The 21,597-nt window shown below is 73.9% G+C and carries 18 protein-coding genes, 1 pseudogene and 1 riboswitch; of the genes and pseudogenes, 8 read left to right on the top strand and 11 right to left on the bottom strand.

All coding sequences use genetic code 11. The annotated features are described in order from the left end of the window. The first annotated feature begins 9 nt into the window (after window positions 1-9). Together ACLQ2W_RS03810 and ACLQ2W_RS03805 are read left to right on the top strand one after the other, a co-directional pair. A complete protein-coding gene (locus ACLQ2W_RS03810) occupies window positions 10-747 on the top strand; it encodes an ABC transporter permease (RefSeq protein ID WP_425785233.1) in 738 nt (245 codons plus the stop codon). A 95-nt stretch (window positions 748-842) separates the two neighbouring features. Continuing rightward, on the top strand, window positions 843-1,601 hold the full coding sequence (locus tag ACLQ2W_RS03805; RefSeq protein WP_107154651.1) for a VOC family protein: 759 nt from the start codon (window positions 843-845) through the stop codon (window positions 1,599-1,601). Between the two features lie 144 nt (window positions 1,602-1,745). Here ACLQ2W_RS03805 and ACLQ2W_RS03800 read toward each other — a convergent pair whose 3' ends face one another. The 4 genes and pseudogenes from ACLQ2W_RS03800 to ACLQ2W_RS03785 all read right to left on the bottom strand — a co-directional run. Continuing rightward, window positions 1,746-2,522: an ABC transporter ATP-binding protein gene (locus ACLQ2W_RS03800; protein WP_425785232.1), complete on the bottom strand. Its 777-nt coding sequence runs from the start codon at window positions 2,520-2,522 to the stop codon at window positions 1,746-1,748. A gap of 115 nt (window positions 2,523-2,637) precedes the next feature. Continuing rightward, window positions 2,638-3,726 (bottom strand): FecCD family ABC transporter permease, encoded by a 1,089-nt coding sequence (locus tag ACLQ2W_RS03795; RefSeq protein WP_425786004.1) that lies wholly within the window; start codon window positions 3,724-3,726, stop codon window positions 2,638-2,640. A 68-nt stretch (window positions 3,727-3,794) separates the two neighbouring features. Further along, window positions 3,795-4,727: an ABC transporter substrate-binding protein gene (locus tag ACLQ2W_RS03790; RefSeq protein ID WP_405092043.1), complete on the bottom strand. Its 933-nt coding sequence runs from the start codon at window positions 4,725-4,727 to the stop codon at window positions 3,795-3,797. A gap of 83 nt (window positions 4,728-4,810) precedes the next feature. After that, window positions 4,811-4,980: riboswitch (cobalamin riboswitch) on the bottom strand. Window positions 4,981-5,050: 70 nt separating this feature from the next. Continuing rightward, window positions 5,051-6,361, bottom strand: a pseudogene (locus ACLQ2W_RS03785) (M14 family metallopeptidase); the annotation flags it as partial. A 206-nt stretch (window positions 6,362-6,567) separates the two neighbouring features. Here ACLQ2W_RS03785 and ACLQ2W_RS03780 point away from each other — a divergent pair. Continuing rightward, window positions 6,568-7,908 carry a C39 family peptidase gene (locus tag ACLQ2W_RS03780; protein ID WP_425785231.1) on the top strand — a complete coding sequence of 447 codons (1,341 nt, stop codon included), beginning with the start codon at window positions 6,568-6,570 and terminating at the stop codon, window positions 7,906-7,908. Between the two features lie 59 nt (window positions 7,909-7,967). Here ACLQ2W_RS03780 and ACLQ2W_RS03775 read toward each other — a convergent pair whose 3' ends face one another. The 3 genes from ACLQ2W_RS03775 to mqnE are packed head-to-tail and all read right to left on the bottom strand — an operon-like array spanning window position 7,968 to window position 9,912. Further along, a complete protein-coding gene (locus ACLQ2W_RS03775) occupies window positions 7,968-8,246 on the bottom strand; it encodes a DUF4229 domain-containing protein (protein WP_281943650.1) in 279 nt (92 codons plus the stop codon). 27 nt (window positions 8,247-8,273) lie between these two features. Next, window positions 8,274-8,735, bottom strand: coding sequence for a hypothetical protein (locus ACLQ2W_RS03770; protein WP_425785230.1), 462 nt, complete (start codon window positions 8,733-8,735; stop codon window positions 8,274-8,276). A 7-nt stretch (window positions 8,736-8,742) separates the two neighbouring features. Continuing rightward, window positions 8,743-9,912 carry an aminofutalosine synthase MqnE gene (mqnE, locus tag ACLQ2W_RS03765; RefSeq protein WP_425785229.1) on the bottom strand — a complete coding sequence of 390 codons (1,170 nt, stop codon included), beginning with the start codon at window positions 9,910-9,912 and terminating at the stop codon, window positions 8,743-8,745. Between the two features lie 230 nt (window positions 9,913-10,142). Here mqnE and ACLQ2W_RS03760 point away from each other — a divergent pair, with 230 nt between their 5' ends. From ACLQ2W_RS03760 to ACLQ2W_RS03745, 4 genes are all read left to right on the top strand, one after another. After that, on the top strand, window positions 10,143-11,819 hold the full coding sequence (locus tag ACLQ2W_RS03760; protein ID WP_425785228.1) for a C40 family peptidase: 1,677 nt from the start codon (window positions 10,143-10,145) through the stop codon (window positions 11,817-11,819). Window positions 11,820-11,929: 110 nt separating this feature from the next. Then, window positions 11,930-13,867: a hypothetical protein gene (locus tag ACLQ2W_RS03755; protein ID WP_425785227.1), complete on the top strand. Its 1,938-nt coding sequence runs from the start codon at window positions 11,930-11,932 to the stop codon at window positions 13,865-13,867. Window positions 13,868-14,079: 212 nt separating this feature from the next. Beyond that, entirely contained in the window at window positions 14,080-16,020 is a 1,941-nt protein-coding gene (locus ACLQ2W_RS03750) for a DEAD/DEAH box helicase (protein WP_425786003.1), read from the top strand. 108 nt (window positions 16,021-16,128) lie between these two features. Continuing rightward, a complete protein-coding gene (locus tag ACLQ2W_RS03745; RefSeq protein WP_425785226.1) occupies window positions 16,129-16,749 on the top strand; it encodes a putative glycolipid-binding domain-containing protein in 621 nt (206 codons plus the stop codon). 16 nt (window positions 16,750-16,765) lie between these two features. Here ACLQ2W_RS03745 and ACLQ2W_RS03740 read toward each other — a convergent pair whose 3' ends face one another. Continuing rightward, on the bottom strand, window positions 16,766-17,326 hold the full coding sequence (locus ACLQ2W_RS03740) for a TetR/AcrR family transcriptional regulator (protein ID WP_425785225.1): 561 nt from the start codon (window positions 17,324-17,326) through the stop codon (window positions 16,766-16,768). A 91-nt stretch (window positions 17,327-17,417) separates the two neighbouring features. Between ACLQ2W_RS03740 and ACLQ2W_RS03735 the strand changes: the two genes are divergently transcribed. Then, window positions 17,418-18,317 carry an SDR family NAD(P)-dependent oxidoreductase gene (locus ACLQ2W_RS03735; RefSeq protein WP_425785224.1) on the top strand — a complete coding sequence of 300 codons (900 nt, stop codon included), beginning with the start codon at window positions 17,418-17,420 and terminating at the stop codon, window positions 18,315-18,317. 13 nt (window positions 18,318-18,330) lie between these two features. Here the strand turns inward: ACLQ2W_RS03735 and ACLQ2W_RS03730 are convergent, their stop codons facing one another. From ACLQ2W_RS03730 to ACLQ2W_RS03720, 3 genes are all read right to left on the bottom strand, one after another. Continuing rightward, window positions 18,331-19,422, bottom strand: coding sequence for a PLP-dependent cysteine synthase family protein (locus ACLQ2W_RS03730; RefSeq protein ID WP_405092032.1), 1,092 nt, complete (start codon window positions 19,420-19,422; stop codon window positions 18,331-18,333). A 10-nt stretch (window positions 19,423-19,432) separates the two neighbouring features. After that, entirely contained in the window at window positions 19,433-20,275 is an 843-nt protein-coding gene (locus ACLQ2W_RS03725; RefSeq protein WP_425785223.1) for an SDR family oxidoreductase, read from the bottom strand. A 642-nt stretch (window positions 20,276-20,917) separates the two neighbouring features. Continuing rightward, window positions 20,918-21,376, bottom strand: a complete 459-nt coding sequence (locus ACLQ2W_RS03720) for an Lrp/AsnC family transcriptional regulator (RefSeq protein ID WP_107154636.1) — start codon at window positions 21,374-21,376, stop codon at window positions 20,918-20,920. Window positions 21,377-21,597: the final 221 nt, after the last annotated feature.

Below are 21,597 nucleotides of genomic sequence, written 5' to 3'. Positions count from 1 at the left end.
GAGACCGCCGTGCCGCTCGCCCTGGTCCACGCCCGCTACCAGCTCCTGGAGATCATCCGGATCCCGGTGGCGGTGGTGGGCAGCGCGTTCTTCCCCGCCGCCGCGATGCTCTTCTTCGTGGTGCCGTTCGCCGGCGACGACCCCACCGGCGCCACCTACGCCACCGCCGCCATGGTCACGTTCGCGACCATGAGCGCCAACATCTTCCAGTACGGCGTGGGCGTCGCCGAGGACCGCGACCAGCCCTGGAACCCGTACACCCGGACCCTGCCGGCCGGGCCGACGCCGCGCCTGGCCGGGCGGATCCTGGCCGGCCTGGTGCTGACCTACCTGTCGATGGTGCCGGTGGTGGTGATCGCGGCGGTGGCCACCGCGGCGCGGGTCACCGTGGCGCAGTTCCTGATCGGGCTCGCCGCGGTCGCCGTGATCTCGGTGCCGTTCACGCTGCTCGGCCTCGCGATCGGCTACTCGTTGCCGAGCAAGGCGGCGATCGTGGTGGCGCAGGTGCTCTTCTTCCCGCTGGCGTTCGGCGGTGGCCTGCTCTCCGCGCCGGACCAGGCCCCCGGTTTCGTCCGGGCGGTCGCCCCCTACCTGCCGACCCGGGGCGCGGTGGAGTTGATGTGGGCGGCGGTCACCGACTGGCGGCCCGACCCCCGGGCGCTGGTGATGCTGGTGGTCTGGGTGGTGGCGCTGGCCGCGGTCGCCGGCTGGGCGTACCGGCGGGACGAGGGGCGCCGCTTCCGCTGACGTTTTGTCCGGTTCCGGCCCGGCGGCCGGTCCGGTGGTGCCACGATGCCGGCAGGGCGGGCCAGCGGGACCGCCCCCGGCGGAAGGGGTCCCCCGTGAACGGCGTCGAGCCCGGCACACCCTGCTGGACCGACCTGGCCACCCCCGGACTGGACGACGCGAGACGGTTCTACCCGCAACTGTTCGGTTGGACCGGGCGGATCTCCACCGTGCCGGACGCCGGCGGCTACACCGTCTTCCTCAAGGACGGCAAGGCCGTCGCCGGGGTCGGCCCGCCGGCCACCCCGGACCAGGTGCCGGTCTGGTCGACGTACGTGGCCACGGACGACGCCGACCTGGTCGCCACCCGGGTCGCGGCGGCCGGCGGGCAGGTGGTCGTCGCCCCGTTCGACGTCGCCGCGCAGGGCCGGATGGCGGTGCTCGCCGACCCGGCCGGCGCGGTGTTCAGCGTCTGGCAGCCGATGGCGATGCGCGGCGCGGAGTTGTTCAACGCGCCCGGCGCGATGTGCTGGAACGAGCTGGTCACCCCCGATCCGGAGGGAGCCCGGGAGTTCTACGCGCTGGTCTTCGGCTGGCATCCCGAGGAACGGTCGACCGGGCCGGCCCCCTACATCGGATGGCGCTGCGGTGCCCGCATCGTCGCCGGCATGCTGCCGGCGGCCGAGCCGCTCCCCGCCGACCTGCCGGCGTACTGGACGGTCTACTTCGGGGTGGAGGACACCGACGCCACCGCGGCCCGCGCCGCCGAACTGGGCGGCACCATCCTCGTCCCGCCCCGGGACAACCCGGCCGGTCGCTCCGCCGCCCTCCGCGACCCCCACGGCGCGCTCTTCTCCATCTCCACCCTCCGCTGACCCGCACCACGCCGCGCCGCACCACGCCAATCCGCGCCGCGCCGCGCCGCGCCCGCACAGTTTCACGGAAAGCGTGGCTATTCGGCCGCGAATAGCCACGCTTTCCGTGAATCAGCAGGGGCGGGGTGGGGAGAGTGGGGCGGGTCAGTGGGGGCGGACGGGGACCACCAGGGGGCCGTGGTCGCCGGGGATGACCCGGACGTGGGCGCGGTAGTGGCGGGCGAGCAGGTCCTCGGTGAGCACCTCGGCGGGTGGGCCGGCGGCGGCCACCCGGCCCTCGGCGAGCAGCACCAGACGGTCGGCGTACTCGCCGGCGATGGAGAGGTCGTGCATGGTGGCGAGCACGGTCAGGTCGTGCTCGCGGCGGAGCTGGTCGACCAGTTCCAGCACCTCCTGCTGGTGCCCGATGTCCAACGCGCTGGTCGGCTCGTCGAGCAGCAGCAGGGTGGCGCCCTGGGCCAACGCCCGGGCCAGGAAGACCCGCTGCCGCTCGCCGCCGGAGAGCGTGGCCAGCTCGCGGCTGCCGAACCCGGCCAGGTCGAGCCGGTCCAGCACCTGGCGCACGGCGGCCAGGTCGGCGGCGGACTCCCGACCCAGCGGCGGCATGTGGGGCGTGCGCCCGAGCAACACGTAGTCGACGACCGCCATGCCGGCCGGCACCGCCGGTGACTGCGCCACGGTGGCCACCACCCGGGCCCGGTCGCGGCGGCGCAGCGCGCGGATCGGCGTACCGAAGAGGGAGACGGCGTCCGGCGCGGGCAGCAGGCCGCCGACGGCGCGCAGCAGCGTCGACTTGCCGGCGCCGTTGGGGCCGATGACGGTGACCCACTCGCCCACCGCGACGGTCAGGTCGACGCCGGCCAGGACCGGACTGCCGCCCAACTCGACCCGCAGGTCCCGGACCTCGACCGCGGCGGTCACGCTGGCCTCCCGGCGTGCGACTGCGGGGCTCGCAAACCCGGCTCACTCCTCGCGCTCACGCTGGTCCCCGGGGCGTGCGACTGCGGGGCTCGCAGACCCGGCTCACTCCTCGCGCTCACGCGCGCACCCCGCGGGCGGTGCGCAGGATCAGGACGAAGAACGGGCCGCCGAGCAGCGCGGTCACCACGCCGATGGGGATCTCGGCGGGTGCCGCGGCGGTCCGCGCGACCACGTCGGTCAGCGCCAGGAACGCGCCGCCGAAGAGCATCGACAGCGGCAGGATCACCCGATGGCTGGAGCCGGCGAGCAGCCGGACGGTGTGCGGCACGATGATGCCGACGAAGCCGATCAGGCCGGAGGCGGAGACCGCGGCGGCGGTGCCCAGCGAGGCGGCGGCGATCAGCAGGTAGCGGGACCGCTGCGGGTGCAGCCCGAGGCTGGTGGCCTCGTCGTCGCCGAGGGCGAGCACGTCCAGCTCCCGCCGGTGCGCCAGCACCACCACGGCGGTGAGCAGGAAGTACGGCAGGACCAGCAGCACGTCGTGCCAGCCAGCGGTGGAGAGCCGCCCGAGCAGCCAGGAGTACACCTGCTGGAGGCTGTCCGAGTGCGCTTGCAGCAGGTAGGTCTGCCCGGCGGCGAGGAACGCCGACACGGCCACCCCGGCCAGGATCAGTGTGGCCGGGGAGCGGTCCCGGCCGCCGGCGGCACCGAGCAGGTACGTCATCGCCACCGCGCCGAGCGAGCCGACGAACGCGGCGAGCGGGACGGTGACCGGCAGGCCGGTGAGCGCCCCGCCGGCCCCGGCGCCGAGCACGATCGCCGCGGTGACCGCGAGCCCGGCCCCGGCGGCCACGCCGAGCAGGTACGGGTCGGCCAGCGGGTTGCGGAAGACGCCCTGGTAGCAGCCGCCGGCCAGGGCGAGCAGCGCGCCGACGAGCAGACCGAGCACGACCCGGGGCAGGCGCAGCTCGGTGACGATGGCGACCTCCTGCTCGGTGAGGCCGCTGTCCAGGTGCACGCCGGGCAGCAGGTTGAGCAGTTCCGCCGCGACGCTGGCGGGCGGCAGGCTGACCGGGCCGAACGAGACGCCGGCCACCAGCGCGACGAGCACCGCCACCAGGCCGGCGAGCAGCCAGCGGGTGCGCAGCCCGGCCGGCCGGGCCGGAGCGTCGGCGTGTGCCGCGCCCCGGCGGGGGCGCGGCAGCCGGCCGGCCGGCCGGGACGCGTCGGGCGTCCCGGCCGGCACGGGGTCCGCCGGTCGTACGGCCACGGTCAGGCCGGAACCTTGGCGGTGGCGTCGACGATCGCCTTCAGCAGGTCGACGACGCGCGGGCCCCAACGCGAGGCGATGTCGTCGTCAAGCGCCACGACCTGGTTGTTCTTGACCGCGGTGAGGCCGGCCCACCCGCTGCGCGCCTTGACCGTGTCGGCGCTCTGCTGGCAGCACTTGGTGTCGGCCAGGAAGACGAAGTCGGGGTTCGCCTTGACGATGACCTCCTGGGAGAGCTGCGGGTAGCCGCCGCTCTTGCCGCCGGCGTCGGCCGGGTCGGCGATGTTCTCCAGCCCGGCGAGCGCGTAGATGGTGCCGATGAACGTCTTGCTGGTCGCGGTGTACAGCTCCGGGCCCAGCTCGTGGTAGTAGGTCAGCTTCTCGGCGCGCTTGGGCAGGTCCTTGGTGAGCGCGGTGATGTCGTCCTTCATCTTCCGCACCACGGCGTCCGCCTCGGCCGGGTGGCCGGTGAGCTTGCCCAGGTCGGTGAGCTGCCGGTACGTGTCGTCGAGCGTGGTCGCGGCCGGGGTGAGCAGGACCGGGATCTTCAGCGCGACGAGCTGGCTGGCGATCTTGTTGGTGTCATTGGTGATCACCACCAGGTCGGGGCTCTTCGCGGCGATCGCCTCGGCGTTCGGCTGGTAGCCGGAGAGGTCGGTCTTCGGCGCGTCCGCCGGGTAGTTCGACTGGTCGTCGACGGCGGCGACCTGCTTGCCGGCGCCGATGGCGAAGAGCATCTCGGTCGAGGTCGGCGACAGCGAGACGATCTTCTCGGGGCGCTTCTCCAGCGTCAGGTTGCCCACGCTGGCGGGGAACGAGCCGCCGGACGCGCCGGGGGCGGGGGCGTCGGTCGAGGTCTTCTCGGCACAGCCGCCGAGCAGCAGCACGCCGGCCGCGAGCGCGGTGGCGAAGAGCCGAGGGGTACGTCGGGTCACAGGTCCTCCTGTCGGTCGAGGAGCGTGGTGCTTCGCCGACAGGCTGGAAGGGCCCCGTCCGCGAGGCGCCCTTCCTCGAAGGCGCGTGTCGCGACCGGGCCGCAGGCGACCTGGCTCGTCCCACGTCCGTCGGCGCCGGCGGGAGGCCGACGCCGACCGTACGGGGCATCACAGTTGCGGGACAGCGCCGGTTTCGCACCGGCTTCGCTGTGGCACGGTCGGTGACACCGTAGCGCACGACCAGCGGAGATCACCCGGACGGGCGGGGTGGGCGGGGACCCCGGTGGGGGTGGAGCCGGGGTCCCCGCCGCCGGGTGAGGTCAGCAGTACTGGCTTTGCTTGCCGATCGCCCGGTACGGGCAGTCGGCGTACTCGGAGAGCGTCAGCACGGCGTCCCGGTTGCGCGAGGTCTGCGCCGGGATCACCTCGTCGGGCGGGTAGAAGCCGCCGCCGGAGGCCGAGCCGGGGTACATCTCGAACGTGTACGCCCAGATCTTGTGGGCGCCCCACATCCAGTCGATGCTGGTGCCGTCCGCGATGTAGAGGTCGCTGGACTGCTCCGGGGTGTAGCCGTTGCTGGCCGCCATCTGCTGGCCGATGGTGGCGAACGTGTTGTACTGGTCGGCGGTCATCCCGGTGGCGGTGTTGCTGTACGTGTAGCCGTACGGCCAGAGCACCAGCTGGGAATAGGTGTGGAAGTCGATGTTCGCCTTGATCTGCTGCACCCCGCCGACGACCCGGCTGTTGACGAAGTTGCGCAGCGCGGCGGTCTCCGGGGCGGAGAAGGCGGACGGGCCGCGGTAGGTGTCCGACGACTTCGTGCCGGACGAGCCGCCGCAGCAGCCCCACTGGTAGCTCCAGTTGCGGTTCAGGTCGGTGCCGACGTACGTGGAGCCGCTGTTGGGCTGCCGGTTCTTCCGCCAGGAGCGGTAGGAGCCGGTGGCGATGTCGTACTCGCTGCCGTCCGGGTTGACGGTGGGCACGATCCAGATCTCCCGGGAGTTCACGATGCCTGTGATCCGGGAGTCGGTGCCGTAGTTGTCGGTGAACAGGTTGAGCAGGTAGATCGCCATCTCGACGGTCAGGTGCTCGCGGGCGTGCTGCTGGGCGTTGAACAGGATCTCCGGTTCGCTCTCGTCGGTGCCGACGTTGTCGGAGATCTTCACGGCCATCAGGTCCCGGCCCTGGTAGGACGTGCCGATGCTGAGCTTGCGGGCGATGCTCGGGTGGTCGGCGACCACCTGGTTCACCACCGCGGTCAGCTCGGCGTAGTCGTGGTAGTTCGAGTCGGCGGGCGGGAACGCGTACGCGGTCGCGCCGCCGGCCGGCGCCGGGGCGACGTCCTTCTCCAGCCGGAAGCCGAGCCGGGTGATCGCGTTCGCCTCGGCGGTGGTGGCCGTGACGTGCAGCACGCCGTGTTCGGAGTAGTCGATGGCGGCGCCGGTGCGGGCGACCGCGGTGCGGTCGGCGACGGTGCGTGGGCCGAGCACCCGGTAGGCGACGGCGGCCGACTCGCCGGCCCGGTCCGGGTCGGGGCGGGCGGCGGCCGGCCCGGCGGCGGCGGTGACCAGGATCAGGCCGACGGCGGCGACGAACGCGAGCCGGCGGCGCAGCGGGGACGTGCGGAGGGCCATGGACAACCTCCTCGGGGTACGGGGAGATCCCGTTGTCCGCACACTCCACCAGCAGTCACATGGTCATATCAACATCCGTCGTTGTCATGAACCATCCCGACCTGATCCTCACGTCGGCAATGATTTTCCATGGCTGAACATCTGGCGAAACTTCCCGCCAAGGACGACAGTGAACGGCAACGATGCCGTTTCCCCGTGGAGCTGCCATGTTCGGAAGACCCCTGCGCACGGTCGCCCTCGCCGGCCTGACCGCGCTCACCCTGCTCGGCACCACCGCACCCGCCCAGGCCAACGGCCCCCGGCCGGGCGTCACCCACGACGAACAGATCACCTTCCAGGAGTTCTCCCGCTACCCCGACTGGCGTACCGGCACGCACCAGGGCACCCGCGCCGTGCCCGGCCGCCAGCCGGCGCTCACCATCGCCCGGCCCGCCGGCACCACCGACTTCACCGACGAACACACCGGCGCCACCCGCACCTGGGAGTACGCCACCTGGACCTCACCCGAGCGGCGGATCGGGTTCGACGCCACCGAGCTCGTCGCGTCCTGGAACGCCAGCACCCCCGCCGGCACCTGGATCCAGGTCGAGCTGCACGGCACCTACAACACCGGGGCCCAGACCCCGTGGTACGTGATGGGCCGCTGGGCCTCCGGCGACCAGGACATCAAGCGGGCCACGCTGGACGGTCAGGGTGACCCCTGGTCGAGCATCTGGACCGACACGTTCGCCGTCGACGACGCCTCGGCCGGGGTGCTGCTGCGCTCGTACCAGCTCCGGCTGACGCTCTACCGCGCGCCCGGACAGGCCGCCGCGCCGCAGGTCCGGATGGTCGGCGCGATGGCCTCGAAGGTGCCGGACCGGTTCACCGTCACGCCGAGCCGGGGCGGCATCGCCTGGGGCACCGAGCTGGCCGTGCCCCGCTACTCGCAGAACGTCCACATCGGCGAGTACCCGGAGTACGACGGCGGCGGCGAGGCGTGGTGCTCGCCCACCTCCACCGAGATGGTGGTCGAGTACTGGGGACGCAAGCCCTCGGCCGAGGACACCGCCTGGGTCGACCCCGCCTACGCCGACCCGACCGTCGACCACGCCGCCCGGATGACCTACGACCACGAGTACGACGGCGCCGGCAACTGGCCGTTCAACACCGCGTACGCCGCCGGCTTCCCCGGCCTGGAGGCGCGCGTCACCCGCCTGCACTCGCTGGACGAGGCGGAACGGTTCATCAAGGCCGGCATCCCGGTGGTCACGTCGCAGTCGTTCCTGGCCGAGGAGCTGGACGGGGCGAACTACGGCACCTCCGGGCACCTGTTCGTGATCGTCGGCTTCACCGCCGACGGCGACGTGATCGTCAACGACCCGGCGTCGTCCTCGAACGAGGCGGTGCGCAACGTCTACAAGCGCGAGCAGTTCGAGCAGATCTGGCAGCGCACCAAGCGCTACCGGGCCAACGGCACCGTCGCCTCCGGCTCCGGCGGCATCGCGTACCTGATCAAGCCGCTGAACCGCCCCTGGCCCACCGTCCCAGGCTCCACCAACTGGTGAGCTGGAAGGAGGGGCCCCTTCTTAACGCCTGGCGTCGAGAAGGGGCCCCTTCTCACCACTCAGCCTCGGGGCTCGCCCGGTGCGTCGGTGGGCTGGTCGTCGCCGGCCAGGGCGGAGCGCAGCCGGTCCTTCTCGGCGCGGCGGCGCTCCGCCGCGTCGGCCATCTCCCCGGCCATCTCGTCCCGCCACCCCTTCAGCAGGAAGAACGACAGCGTGGCGGAGAAGACCAACGCCAGCATCAGCCGCAGGAACATGTTCATCTCGACGAACCAGAGGGCCGCCAGCACCGCGACGAACAGCCCGATCCGGCCCAGCGTGTACTTGACCGCCGCGCTCATGCCCGCATTCCCACTCTCTCCGCCACCTCAGCCCGTCCGCCGGGCCAGCCAGTGCACGCCATGAAACCAGATCACCGCGTAGACCACGGTGAAAACCGCCGCGGCCAGCGCGCCGGTGAACAGCGCCGGCAGCCCCGCGGCCAGCCCGGCCGCCAGCAACCCGGCCAGCACGCCGACCCCGAGCCCGACCAGCGCCGCCAGCACCCGGGCGGCACCGAACTCCCAGGCCCGGAAGTCGTCCCAGAACAGCCAGAGCGGCAGGATCACCGCCAGCCAGCCGTTGGTCCCCCCGAACCCGCCGGCGCCGAGGGCGGCGAACGCCCACTCGAAGAGCAGCAACGCCAGCACGCCGATGACCAGGCCGGCGAGCGTCACGCCGAGCAGGTCACCGAGCGTCAGGATGCGTCCCTCGGCGTCCCGCCGAGGAAAACCGCGCTGCTGCTCCCCGGTGCTCGTCGCCGGGTCAGGCCCAGACCTGCCGGTGCTCATCGCCGGGTCAGGCCCAGACCTGCTGCGGCTCGGAACGGCGCTCGGCCATCGACGGCGCGGCAGCGTACTCACGGACGGTCTCGTAGCGGGTGTTCCGCTCCACCGGGCGGAAGCCGGCGTCCCAGATCAGGTGGAGCAGGTCGTCCCGGTGCATGGTGTTCGGCGTGCCGTACGAGTCGGCGTCGTGCGTGATCTTGTATTCCACCACCGAGCCGTCCAGGTCGTCCACGCCGAAGTTCAGCGAGAGCTGGGCCACCGAGAGCCCGTGCATGACCCAGAAGCACTTCACGTGCGGGACGTTGTCGAACAGCAGGCGGGAGACCGCGAACGTCTTGAGCGACTCGGCCGGGGAGGCCATCGTGGTGCGGGCCTGGATCCGGTTACGGACCTTGCCGTCCGCCGAGTCGACGAAGTCGTGCTGGTAGCGCAGCGGGATGAAGACCTGGAAGCCCCCGGTCTCGTCCTGCAGCTCACGCAGCCGCAGCACGTGGTCGACCCGGTGCCGGGGCTCCTCGATGTGGCCGTAGAGCATGGTCGACGGCGTCTTCATGCCCTTCGAGTGGGCCAACCGGTGGATCCGCGACCAGTCCTCCCAGTGGCAGGCGTGGTCGACGATGTGCTGCCGGATCTCCCAGTCGAAGATCTCCGCGCCGCCGCCGGTCAGCGACTCCAGCCCGGCGTCCATCAACTCGTCGAGGATCGCGTCGGCGGTCAGCCCGCTGATCTTCTCGAACCACTGCACCTCGGTCGCGGTGAACGCCTTGAGGTTGACCTTCGGCAGCGCGGCCTTCAGCTCACGCAGCACCTTGGGGTAGTAGCGCCAGGGCAGCGTCGGGTGCAGGCCGTTGACGATGTGCAGCTCGGTGAGCTGCTCGTCCTCCATCTCCTTGGCCTTGCGGACCGCCTCGTCGATCCGCATCGTGTAGGCGTCCTTCTCGCCCGGCTTGCGCTGGAACGAGCAGTACGCGCACGACGCGGAACAGACGTTGGTCAGGTTGAGGTGCCGGTTGACGTTGAACATCACCCGGTCGCCGTTGAGCTCCGTACGCCTGTGGTGGGCCAGCCGGCCCAACCAGGTCAGGTCGTCGCTCGCGTAGAGCGCGATGCCGTCCTCGCGGGTCAGCCGCTCCCCCGCGTAGACCTTTGCTTCGAGCTCGCGCTTGAGTCCGGCGTCCATCCGAAAGCCACGTCCTTCCACCTGGGGTCCCGATCGAGCGTACGTCGCGGGTCCGGAGCGCCGCCCGCGCGGTCGACCGCAGCGACCCAGTTCACCGGTCGTCACGCTCCGCACATCGACATCGTTGCGTCGGTGAGGTAAGACAGGGTGGGGCGGAACACACACCAGGGGTCGCCCTGTCTCATCACGCCCACGACGCGTGGCGCGCACCAGACCGGACGGGGAGCGGAATGGTCGACAGCACCAAGGCCCGAAGGCGACGGCGACGCTCACCGGTGATCTCACCGGTGCTGCGCCCGGCGCTCTGGTCCGCCCTGCTCGGGGCGGTCGCGGCCGCGGCGCTCGCCACCCCGGCCTGGGCCGATCCGCTGCCCGACACCATTCCCAGCACCGGGTCCCGGCCGCAGGTCACCGGCCCGCTCCAGCTCCCCACCGTGCCCGGCGCCACCACCGGCCGCCCCGGTGCCACCGTCCCCGGCCAGCCCGGCGTCCCGGTGCCCGGCCTGCCCGGCGCCACCGTCCCCGGTGCCGCCGTGCCCGGCGGCGCGCCGGTCCTGCCGGGTGCCACGACCGGTGTCACGAACCCGGCCGACGGGCCGCTGATCGCGCAGATCAACCAGGTCGACGGCCAGGTCGCCCAGCTCGGCGACAACCTCCTGCGGGTCAAGGGCGAGCGGGACGCGGCCCAGGCCGAGCTGACCGCCGCCGCCGCCCGGCTCAGGGAGGCCCAGGCCGCGCTGGCCCGGGCCCAGGAGAACGCCAAGAGCGCCGCCGCCGACGCGGTCAAGGCCGACGCCGCGCTGCCGCCCGGCGAGTTCGGCGCCAGCCTGCGCCAGTTCTCCGATCTCCAGCGGATCACCCGGGGCGACAAGGCCGAGGGGGCCACCACCTCGGTGACCGGCGAGCTGCTGCGCGCCACCACCGACGAGCGGGTCGCGCGCGAGGCGCACGCCTCGGTCCAGCGCCGGGTCACCGAGAAGACCGCGGAGTTCACCCGGGTCGAGACCGACCTGCACAAGCAGGAAGCCGCGCTGCTCAAGCTCCGCCGCGACAACGCCGCCAAGCTGCTCGAGATCGAGCGCCGCGAGGACGCCGCCGAGCAGCGGCTCGGCAACCCGTACGTCGTCAACCAGAGCATCAACGGCCTGGTCGCCGACCCGCGGGCGCTGGCCGCCGTGCGCTACGCCCTGGCCCAGTTGGGTGACCCCTACCTCTGGGCGGCGGAGGGCCCGGACCGGTTCGACTGCTCCGGTCTGATGCTCGCCGCCTACCAGTCGGCCGGCTATCGGGGTCTGCCCCGCGTCTCCCGGGACCAGTACTACGCGACCCGCTCCCGCACCGTCAGCCCGACCGCCCTCCTCCCCGGTGACCTGCTCTTCTTCGCCTCCAGCGGTAGCTGGAGCAGCATCCACCACGTCGCCATGTACATCGGTAACGGCAAGATGGTGGAGGCGCCGCGGACCGGCGACGTGGTCAAGATCTCGGTGGTCCGGTGGTCCCGGCTCTACGCGGCGACCCGGGTGGTCGGCGCCGTCCCCGGGCCCGCCACGCCGGTGCCGCTCCCGACCGTGCCGGTCAACCCGCCGAAGCCCGGCACCACGCCGAAGCCGACCCCGAAGCCGACGAAGACCGCCACGCCGAAGCCCACGCCGACGCCGACGAAGTCCGCCACGCCGAAGCCCACGCCGACCACGTCCAGTCCGACGCCCACCCCGTCGACGAGCACCAGCCCGACGCCCACCCCGTCGGACACGCCGAGCCCGTCGCCGAGTCGCACCGCCACCGTCGCACCGTCGTCGACCACGGCGAAACCGACCGAGAGCGCCGCCGCGCCGTCGAGCAGCACGGCGAAGCCGACGGAGAGCACGGCCGGCAGCAAGTCCGCCAGCCCGACCAGCACCGGCTGACCCAACCGTCCGCTCCGACTGTGTTCCCGGGCCGGAATGTGGCACGGTGAGATCCAGGCACTTCCGGCCGGCGCCACGGTCGGGGGCGAGCGTGGGTGCGGAGGGGCGAGATGGGCGAGCACGAGGTTCCGGCGGAGACGGTCCAACCGGGATCCACGCCCGACCCCGTCGGGAACGCCGACGAGCGCCCGGCGCAGCCGGGTCCGGTCGCCGTCGCGCGGGCCCGGGTCAGCGTGGCCGGCTCGGCGGTAGCGCCGCCGTCGGGCGGGGAACGGCCCGGTCCGCCGGCCACCGCCACCACCTACCGGGCGGGTGCCCCGGCGGAGAGCGTCCCGCCGCTGGACCGCCGCCGCCCCGGGGCGACCGTCTCGCCGCCGTCCAGTTGGTCCGCCTTCGCGGCGGCCGACCGGCCGGCCTCGACCGACGACGACGCCGGTTCGCCGGCCGCCTCGACGCCGCCGACGCCGGTTCCGGTGGCCCCGGTCCCCCCACCGCCGGCCACCCGCACCACGGCCACCCCGACCCCGGCCGCCCCGACCCCGGCTGTCCCGAGCCCGGCTGCCCCGACCTCCGCTGCCCCGACCCCGGCTGATCCGACCTCCGCTGCCCCGACCCCGGCTGGTCCGACCCCGGCTGGTCCGATCCCGGCTGGTCCGATCCCGCTCCCGGCCGCCGCGACGCCGGCGCCCGTTCCGACCGTGGACGCCGCCGACCGTTCCGGGCCAGCTCCCGACGACGCCGCGGCGGACCCGACCGACGGCGACTCCCCGGCCTCCGGTGCCGCCCCGGCCCTCAGCGCCGCCCGGATCTCCGGCTCCGCCCAGGTGCCCGGCTCAACTCAGATGCCCAGCACCCCCCAGATGCCCGGCGCCGCCCAGGTGCCCGGTGTCGGCCAGGTGCCCGGCTCAACCCAGGTGCCGAACTCCGTCCAGGTGCCCAGCGCCGCCCAGGTCTCCGGTGCCGCCCAGGTCTCCGGTGCCGCCCAGGTCTCCGGTGCCGCTCAGGTGCCCGCGCCGCGCGCGGGGTCCCCGGACGCGAGCCGGGACGCCCGCCCCGGCGGCGACGCCGGCCAGCAGCCGGCCGACCGGTTCGCCGGCCGGGTCACGCCCGCGCCACGCACCGACTCCCCGGCAGCGCCCGCCCGGGCCAGCGCTTCGGTGCCCGGCCTGAGCCGGGTCTCGGCCGACGAGGTCGCCGTGTCGGTCGCGGCCGCGCCCACCGCCGCGAAGCTCTACCGGGCCGCCCCGGTCAACCCGGAGCCACCGGAGCCCGCCCAGCCGCCGGAGCCGGCGCAGCCGCCGTCCCCGCCGGGTCCCGAGCCCGAGCCGGCTCCGACTCCGGTGCCCGGGCCGACGCCCCCGTCACCGGCTCCGCCCGTACCCGAGCCGGAGCCCCCGCTCCGCCCGACGCCCCCGGTGCCGGCCCCCGTGCCGGCTCCGTCCCCGAATCCGCCCGGACCGTTTCCGCCGTCCCCGAATCCGCCGGGACCGAATCCGCCGGGACCGGTTCCGCCGATGCCCGGGCCACCCGTGCCGCCCCCGGGGCCGGTGGTGCCTCCGCCACCGCCGCCGCCCGGCCCGATGCCCGCGCCCCCGTTCCCGCCGCCCCCGGCGATGGCCGGCGTGCCCGGAGCGCAGCCGGTCTGGCCCCCCACGTCCGCGCCGCCGGCCCCGGCCGTCCCGGCGCCGGCACCGCCGACCTGGCCGCCGCCGGCCGCTTCCGCACGGCAGACCGAAACCACCCCTCCGGTACGCCCACAGCTCGGCAGTCAGGACCTCGCCGGAACCGCGTACGGCGGCACGGAGGGCCCGGGCTTCGCCACGGTCGCGCTCCCGCAGAGCAGCCCGTCGGAGAACACCGGTTCGCTGACCGGGCACATCCTGGCCCAGGGCTGGGCCGAGGACACCCCGGCCACCCGGGCCAGCAACACCAAGGTCATCATCGTGTTGGCCATCGCGCTGACGGCGCTGATCGCCATCAGTCTGCTCGTGGTGTTCCTGGCCAACGACGCGCTGAGCGGCCTGACCGGCACCGTGCTGATGCGCTGACGGGGGTGAGCCCGCCCACTACGGCCGCGCGATGCGGTGGCCGTGTCGGTGATGCGCCGTACACTTGTCGGGATCACTGACCTGGCGCGCCCGACTGCGCGCCCATGGGCGATCTTGCGGGCGATTCGGCGGCGTGACGGTGCCGCGGCAGGCCATCGCGAAGATGCGCCCCGCTCGAAAGGTATTTCTTGACCACCTTCGCTGAATCCGGCATGTCCCCGTCCACCGACCCGATCACCGACGCCCCCGACTTCGCCTCGCTCGGCCTTCCGACGCAGGTGGTCGACGCGCTCGCCCGGCAGGGCATCACCACCCCGTTCGAGATCCAGCGGGCCACCGTGCCGGATGCGCTCGCCGGCCGCGACGTGCTCGGCCGGGGCCAGACCGGCTCCGGCAAGACGCTGGCCTTCGGCCTGCCGGTGATCGCCCGGCTCGCCGACCGCAACCGGGCCCGGCCGCTGCACCCCCGCGCGCTGGTCCTGGTCCCCACCCGCGAGCTGGCCATGCAGGTCAACGACGCGCTGGTGCCGATCGGCAAGGCGGTGGGCATCTTCCTGAAGACCGCGGTCGGCGGCGTGCCGTACGACCGGCAGATCGACGCGCTCCGCCGGGGCGTGGAGATCGTGGTGGCCACGCCGGGGCGGCTCGGCGACCTGATCGCGCGCGGTGTCTGCCGGCTCGACGACGTCGAGGTCACCGTGCTGGACGAGGCCGACCAGATGGCCGACATGGGCTTCCTGCCCGAGGTCACCGAGCTGCTGGCGAAGACGCCTGCGGACGCCCAGCGGCTGCTCTTCTCGGCCACTCTGGACAACGACGTCGACTCGCTGGTCAAGCGGTTCATGACCGACCCGGTTACCCACTCGACCGCGCCGGCCACTGCGGCGGTGTCCACCATGGATCACCACATGCTGCTGATCCCGCCGCACGACAAGTTCGCGGTGACGGCGTCCATCGCCGCCCGTGAGGGGCGCACCATGGTCTTCGCCCGTACGCAGCTCGGCGTCGACCGGCTGGTCGAGCAGCTCACCGCGGTCGGCGTACGGGCCGGTGGCCTGCACGGCGGAAAGACCCAGCGGATGCGCACCAGGACGCTTGCCGAGTTCCGCGAGGGCCGGATGAACGTGCTGGTCGCCACCGACGTGGCGGCCCGGGGCATCCATGTCGACGGGGTCTCGCTGGTGCTGCACGTGGACCCGCCGAAGGACCCGAAGGACTACCTGCACCGGGCCGGCCGCACCGCCCGGGCCGGCGAGTCCGGCGCGGTGGCGACCCTGGTGCTGCCGAAGCAGCGCCGGACCACGTTGGCCATGCTGGAGAAGGCGGGCGTCGAGCCGTCCCAGGCTCGGGTCCGCGCCGGCGACGAGGCGCTGGCCGAGCTGACCGGCGCGCGCGAGCCCAGCGGCGTACCGGTTCGCGAGGAGCCGGAGCCCCGCCGTGGCGGCGGCCCCCGCCGCTTCGGCGACCGGGACGGACGCGGCTACGGCGACCGGCCCACCGGCGGACGCGGCTACGGCGACCGACCCACCGGCGAGCGCCGCTACGGCGACCGACCCGGCGGCGAACGTCGCTACGGCGACCGACCCGGCGGTGAGCGTCGCTACGGCGACCGGCCCAGCGGTGAGCGCAGCTACGGCGACCGGCCCAGCGGTGAGCGCAGCTTCGGCGACCGACCCACCGGCGGACGCGGCTACGGCGACCGACCCGGCGGTGAGCGTCGCTACGGCGACCGGCCGACCGGCGAGCGCGCCTTCGGGGACCGGTTCGGTAGCGACCGGACCGAGCGCCGCGACGACCGGCGCTTCGGGGACCGGCGGTCCGACGACCGCCCCACCGGCGGGCGTGACTTCGGCGAGCGCCGCCACGGGGACCGCCCGCAGGGTGAGCGTCGCTTCGGGGACCGCCCGCAGGGTGAGCGTCGCTTCGGGGACCGGGACGGCAGCGCCCAGCGTCGCTTCGGGGACCGGGACGGCGGCACCGAGCGTCGCTTCGGGGACCGCGACGGCGGCACCGAGCGTCGCTTCGGGGACCGGGGCGAGGCCCGGCCGGCCGAGCGTCGGGGCGGCTTCCGTCCCGAGGGCCGGGGCCGGGACGACCGGCCGCGCGACGACCGGCGCGGTTTCGGCGGGCGCCCGCCGGCCCGTACCCACTGATCCGGAGCCTCCGGAAGACCACTGCGAACGCCGCCGTCGAGCACCCGCTCGGCGGCGGCGTTCGCGCATCCGCTGCCGGTACCCGGCGGGTCGCGTAACGTCCGGTCCATGCCGAAGTCGCTCTTCTGGGCCCGGACCGACACCGCCGGATCCGAGCACGTCGTGCTCGACGACCGGGAAGGGGTGACCGCGCAGGGCGTGGCGCTGGCCGTGGACCCGATCCCGTACACCTGCCGTTACCGCCTGACGGTCGCGCCGGACTGGTCGACCAGCCGGCTGGAGGTCGACGCGGACGGCGCCGGCTGGGCGCGGAGCGTACGGCTGGAGCGAGGCGGCGACGGGTGGCGCGTGCGTACCGGCGAGGACGGTGACCTGGACGCGGCGCTGCGGGCGGCCGGGCATCCGCCCGTGGGCCTGCCCGGTACGGATGACCCGGACCGGCTGGCCGAGGCGCTCGACGTCGACCTGGGCGGCTCCCCGCTGACCAACACGCTGCCGATCCGCCGGATCGGGCTGGGCCGGCTCCCCGCCGACCTGGCGACGAGCGTGACGGTGGTGTGGGTGCTGCTGCCCGGCCTGACGGTGCTCCCCGCCGAGCAGGTCTACACCTCGCTGGGTCCGGGCCGGGTGCGGTACGCCGGTGACGGGTTCACCGCCGACCTGGAGGTCGACCCGGAGGGCTTCGTGGTGCGCTATCCCGGGCTCGCGGAGCGGGTCGACCCGCGCTGACCGTCGGGGCGGCCGGTCAGGCGCGCAGTCCGCGCAGCAGGACGCCGAGGTAGCGTTCGGCGGCGTCCGCGTCGCTGATCATCGCCGCGTGTTGCACGCCGCACATCAGGCTGCGCAGGTCGTCGGCCGTGATGTCGGATCGGACGGCACCGGCCTGCCGGGCCCGGTGGAGCAGGTGGTCGAGCGCGTCGAAGAAGTCGGCCGCCGGGGCGACGGCGTCGGCCGTGAGGTCGTCCCGTGCGGCCAGCACCTCGGCCAGCGCCGGTTCCTCGCGGAGCAGCCGCAGCCCGGTCGACATCAGCCGCTCGAACCCGGCGACGGGATCGTCGGCGGCGGCGCTCGCCCGCGCGTCCGCGGCCAGTCGGGTGAAGCTCTGGGCCGCCAGCGCCTCGATCAGCACCTGCCGGCTGGGGAAGTGCCGGTAGGCGGTGCCCACGCCGACGCCGGCGGCCTTGGCGATCGCGTTCAGCGGCAGGTCGCGGTCGCCGTCGCGGAGCCGGGCCCCGGCCACGGTGAGCATCTGCTCGCGGACCCGGGCGGAGTCCGCCCGCAGCCGTCCGCCCGTGCCTGTCGCCATGGCGAAAGGATAACTCATCCGCTTGCCTGCTACGCTGGGCGCAGATCGGATAGATAATCCGATCGGATCACGCATCCGTTGAGGAGCTGTCATGGCTGTGAGCTGGACCTTCGCCGACATCCCCGACCTGACCGGCCGCACGGCCGTGGTGACCGGCGCGACCAGCGGGCTCGGCCTGGTCGTCGCGCGGCAGTTGACGGCGCACGGCGCGACCGTGATCGCGGCGGTCCGCGACGTGGACAAGGCGGCCCGCGTCCTGCCCGGGGTCGAGGCGCGGCGGCTCGACGTCGCCGACCTGGACTCGGTCGCCGCCTTCGCCACCGGCCTGCACACGCAGGGGCGGTCCCTCGATCTGCTGGTCAACAACGCCGGCATCGGCGGCCACCAGGGCCGCCGGCTCAGCCCGCAGGGCATCGAGATGCAGTTCGCCACCAACTTCCTCGGCCACTTCGCGCTCACCGGTCGCCTGCTCGACCTGATCCGCGACGGCGGGCGCGTCGTGCACGTCGGGTCCGGCCTCTACCGGATCTTCCGGGCAGCGCCGCCCTTCGACGACCCGGCCGCCGAGCGGTCCTACTCGCCCTCGCGGGCGTACGTGACGTCCAAGCTCGCGAACCTGCTCCTCGGCCTGGAACTCGACCGCCGGTTGCGGCGCGCCGGCCGGCCGGTGCAGAGCCTGGTCGCTCATCCCGGCCTGGCGAGAACCGCGTTGAACGACGACATCCGCCGCCCGGCCCTGCGCGCGACGATGGCGGTCCTCCAGGCGCTGATCGGCCGGCCGGCCGAACGCGCGGCGGTTCCGCTGCTGTTCGCCGCCACCGCCCCCGGGGCGCGGGGCGGGGTCTTCATCGGCCCCGGCAACCGGAAGTCGGACGACCGGGTGCACCTCGACCCGGTCGCCGCGCCCGCGAACGACCCGGCCGTCGCCGGCCGGCTGTGGGACCGGGCCCGCACCTGGTCCGCTGTCGAGTACCCGCCGGACCTGCGATGACGACCGACGCCGGTCAGGCCGGCCAGGTGCCGTCGTCCAGGAACCGGTCGACGGCGGTGAGGTACGGGGCGAGGTCGAGGCCCTGCCCGGCCACCCACCGGTCGGAGTAGTACGTGTCGACGTAGCGGTCGCCCGGGTCGCAGATCAGCGTCACCACCGAGCCGGTCCGGCCGGCGGCGCGCATCTCGGCGATCAGCCCGAACGCGCCCCAGAGGTTGGTGCCGGTGGAGCCGCCGACCCGGCGGCCGAGCACCGCCGAGCCGGCGCGCATGGCGGCCAGCGACGCGGCGTCCGGCACCTGCACCATCCGGTCCACCACGCTGGGCAGGAAGGACGGCTCGACGCCGGGCCGGCCGATGCCCTCGATCCGGGAGCCGCGACCGGTGCGGAACGACCAGTCGCCGGCCTGCCACGCCGGGTAGAACGCGGAGTTCTCCGGGTCCACCACGCACAGCTTGGTGGGCAGTCGGCGGTAGCGGGCGTACCGGCCGATGGTGGCGCTGGTGCCGCCGGTGCCGGCGCCCACCACGATCCAGGCCGGCACCGGGTGCCGCTCCAGCGCGAGCTGCGCGTAGATCGACTCGGCGATGTTGTTGTTGCCCCGCCAGTCGGTGGCCCGCTCGGCGTAGGTGAACTGGTCCATGTAGTGACCGCCGGTGTCCTCGGCCAGCCAACGCGCCTCGATCACCACCTTGGCCGGGTCCCGGACCAGGTGGCAGCGCCCACCCTGGAACTCGATCTGGGCGATCTTCTCCGGTGAGGTGGACGCCGGCATGACCGCGATGAACGGCAGCCCGAGCATCCGCGCGAAGTACGCCTCGGAGACCGCCGTCGACCCGGACGACGCCTCGACGATCGTGGTGTCCCGGCGGATCCAGCCGTTGCACAGCCCGTAGAGGAACAGCGAGCGGGCCAGCCGGTGCTTGAGCGAGCCGGTCGGATGCACCGACTCGTCCTTGAGGTAGAGGTCGATCCCCCACGCCCGGGGCAGCGGGAACGGCAGGAGGTGGGTGTCGGCGGACCGGTTGGCGTCCGCCTCGACCGTGGCGATCGCCTCGGTGAGCCAGCGCCGGGCGGCCTCGTCACACCGGTCGAGATGAGTCACGCCGGCAACGTTACAAGCGAGGCCGGCTCGCATCCGTCCGCACCCGGTGCGACTGCCGGCGCTGCCCGGCCCGGCCGGCGGCGCGCACCACCGGCGTGAGCGCCAGGGCGAGCCGGGGGAACGCGTCGAGCAGCCGGACCTGCGCGCCGCGCCAGCGCGGCAGGCTGACCACCGGGCGCGGCCGGCGGGCCAGCCGGACCGCCCGCGCGGCCACCCGTTCCGGCGTCAGCAGCGACCCGGTGAAGGACGCCAGCGCCCCGGGGTCGTCGAGCTTGTCGTGCAGCATCGGCGTCCAGATCCCGTCCGGGCACAGGCACGACACGTGTACGCCCCCGACGCCGGCCATCCGCAGGTCGGTCAGCGTGCCGAGGCTGAACGCCAGCAGGGCGTGCTTGCTGGCCGCGTACACCGTCTCGCCGGGCGCGGCGATCAGCCCGGCCAGCGAGACGACGTTGAGCACGTGGCCGTGGCCCTGCTCCCGCATGACCGCCACGGCGGCCAGCGTGCCGTTGACCGCGCCGAGCGCGTTGACCTCGATCACCCGCTGCCGGGTTTCGGCGTCCTGCTCCCAGGCGGGGCCGGTGACCAGGATGCCGGCGTTGTTCACCCACAGCCCGAGCCCGCCCGGACCGCCGGCCGCCTCGGCGGCGACCGCCGCGCAGGCGGCCTCGTCGCGGACGTCGAGTGGGCGGGACCAGCCGCCCAGCGGCCCGGCGACGGCGCCCACCGCCTCGGCGTCGACGTCGGTCAGCAGCACCCGCCAGCCGTCGGCGTGCAGCGCGGCGGCGAGCGCGCGGCCCAGTCCGCCGGCCGCGCCGGTCACCACGGCGGCACCCCGCCCCGAGGTCGTCATCGCCGCACGCTATCCGCCCGCACCGCTCGCGGGCCAGCCCCTTGGCCAGGCCTTGCCGGGCCTTGCCGGGCCTTGCCGGGCCGGCCGGCGGGGAGGCGGCGGTGGTATCCCGCGCGTCCGCCTACAAGGTTGATGGCACAGATGGGTCAGGCCGGGTCGTCGGGTTCCGCACCGATGTCGACGGGCGAAGCAGGACCCGCTGGTGGCCGCCGGAGGCTCGCCATCCGAGCCCCGGCGCAGCGAGTGGACTCCCGGAGACCGTGGGCTGGCCCTGGCGCTCCCCGTGCTGCACCCGCCCACCCCAGCATCCGCGCACCCCCACCCCTGCCCGCATCCGCATCCGCGCCCCGGCCCCGGCCCCGGCACCGGCACCGGCACCGGCACCGTTTCACGGAAAGAGTGCTTATTCCGGTCCGAACAGCCACTCTTTCCGTGAATGTGGGCGGGCGCGGGAGCGCGAGGGCGCGGGAGCGCGAGGGCGCGGGAGCGCGAGGGCGCGGGAGCGCGAGGGCGCGGGAGCGCGAGGGCGCGAGGCGCGAGGGCGAGGCACTGGTGCTCGCCTGAGTCGTTTACGCCATCAAGGTTGTAGGCGCAGCGAAATGGCGTCCCCGGGCCGGCCGGGCGAGGCCGGCGGACGGGTCGTCAGGGGGTGGGAGGTTCGAGCGGCTGGGGACGGTTCTCCCACTTGGTCGACAGCGCGATCCCGGTGCGGGTGGAGGCGACCCCGGGCGTCCGGTTCAGCCGGACGATCAGCTGTTCCAGCTCGGCGATGGTGCCGACCCGCGCCTTGAGCAGGAAGGATTCGACGCCGGCCATGAAGTAGCAGGACTCGATCTCGGGGATCTGGCGGAACGCCTCCAGCACGTCGTCGGTGTCCGCGTCGGAGTTCTCCACGATGCCGATCAGCGCGGTGACCCCGAGCCCGATCGCCTCCGGCTCGACCTCGGCGCGGTACGCCCGGATCACCCCACCGGACTCCAGTTTGCCGACCCGCTCGTGCACGGCCGGGGCGGAGAGGCCGACCTGCCGGGCCAGCTCGGCGTACGACAGGCGGGCGTTGCCCCGTAGCAGCTCCACGAGGGCCAGGTCGATCGTGTCCACGGAGAGTGACCCTATCCTCTGGGCCGTGACCGGAGGCGGACGGCACCCGTTGAACATGACGGTACGTTGCCATTCACAAACGTCCCGTCACGGAGGTTCTACGCCGGTACCATTTCCTAACTTCGCAGTGTGTGCGTATTTCGCGTTTGGCGGACACGCCCGGTCCCTGGTGCTGTAATTGCCATACGTCCCTCATGACGGCTCTGGGCTCGCACCGGCCG

Origin of the sequence: Micromonospora sp. DT227 (assembly GCF_049841835.1) — a bacterium.
GTDB lineage: Bacteria > Actinomycetota > Actinomycetes > Mycobacteriales > Micromonosporaceae > Micromonospora.
This window is presented reverse-complemented; position numbering and strand designations above follow the sequence as displayed.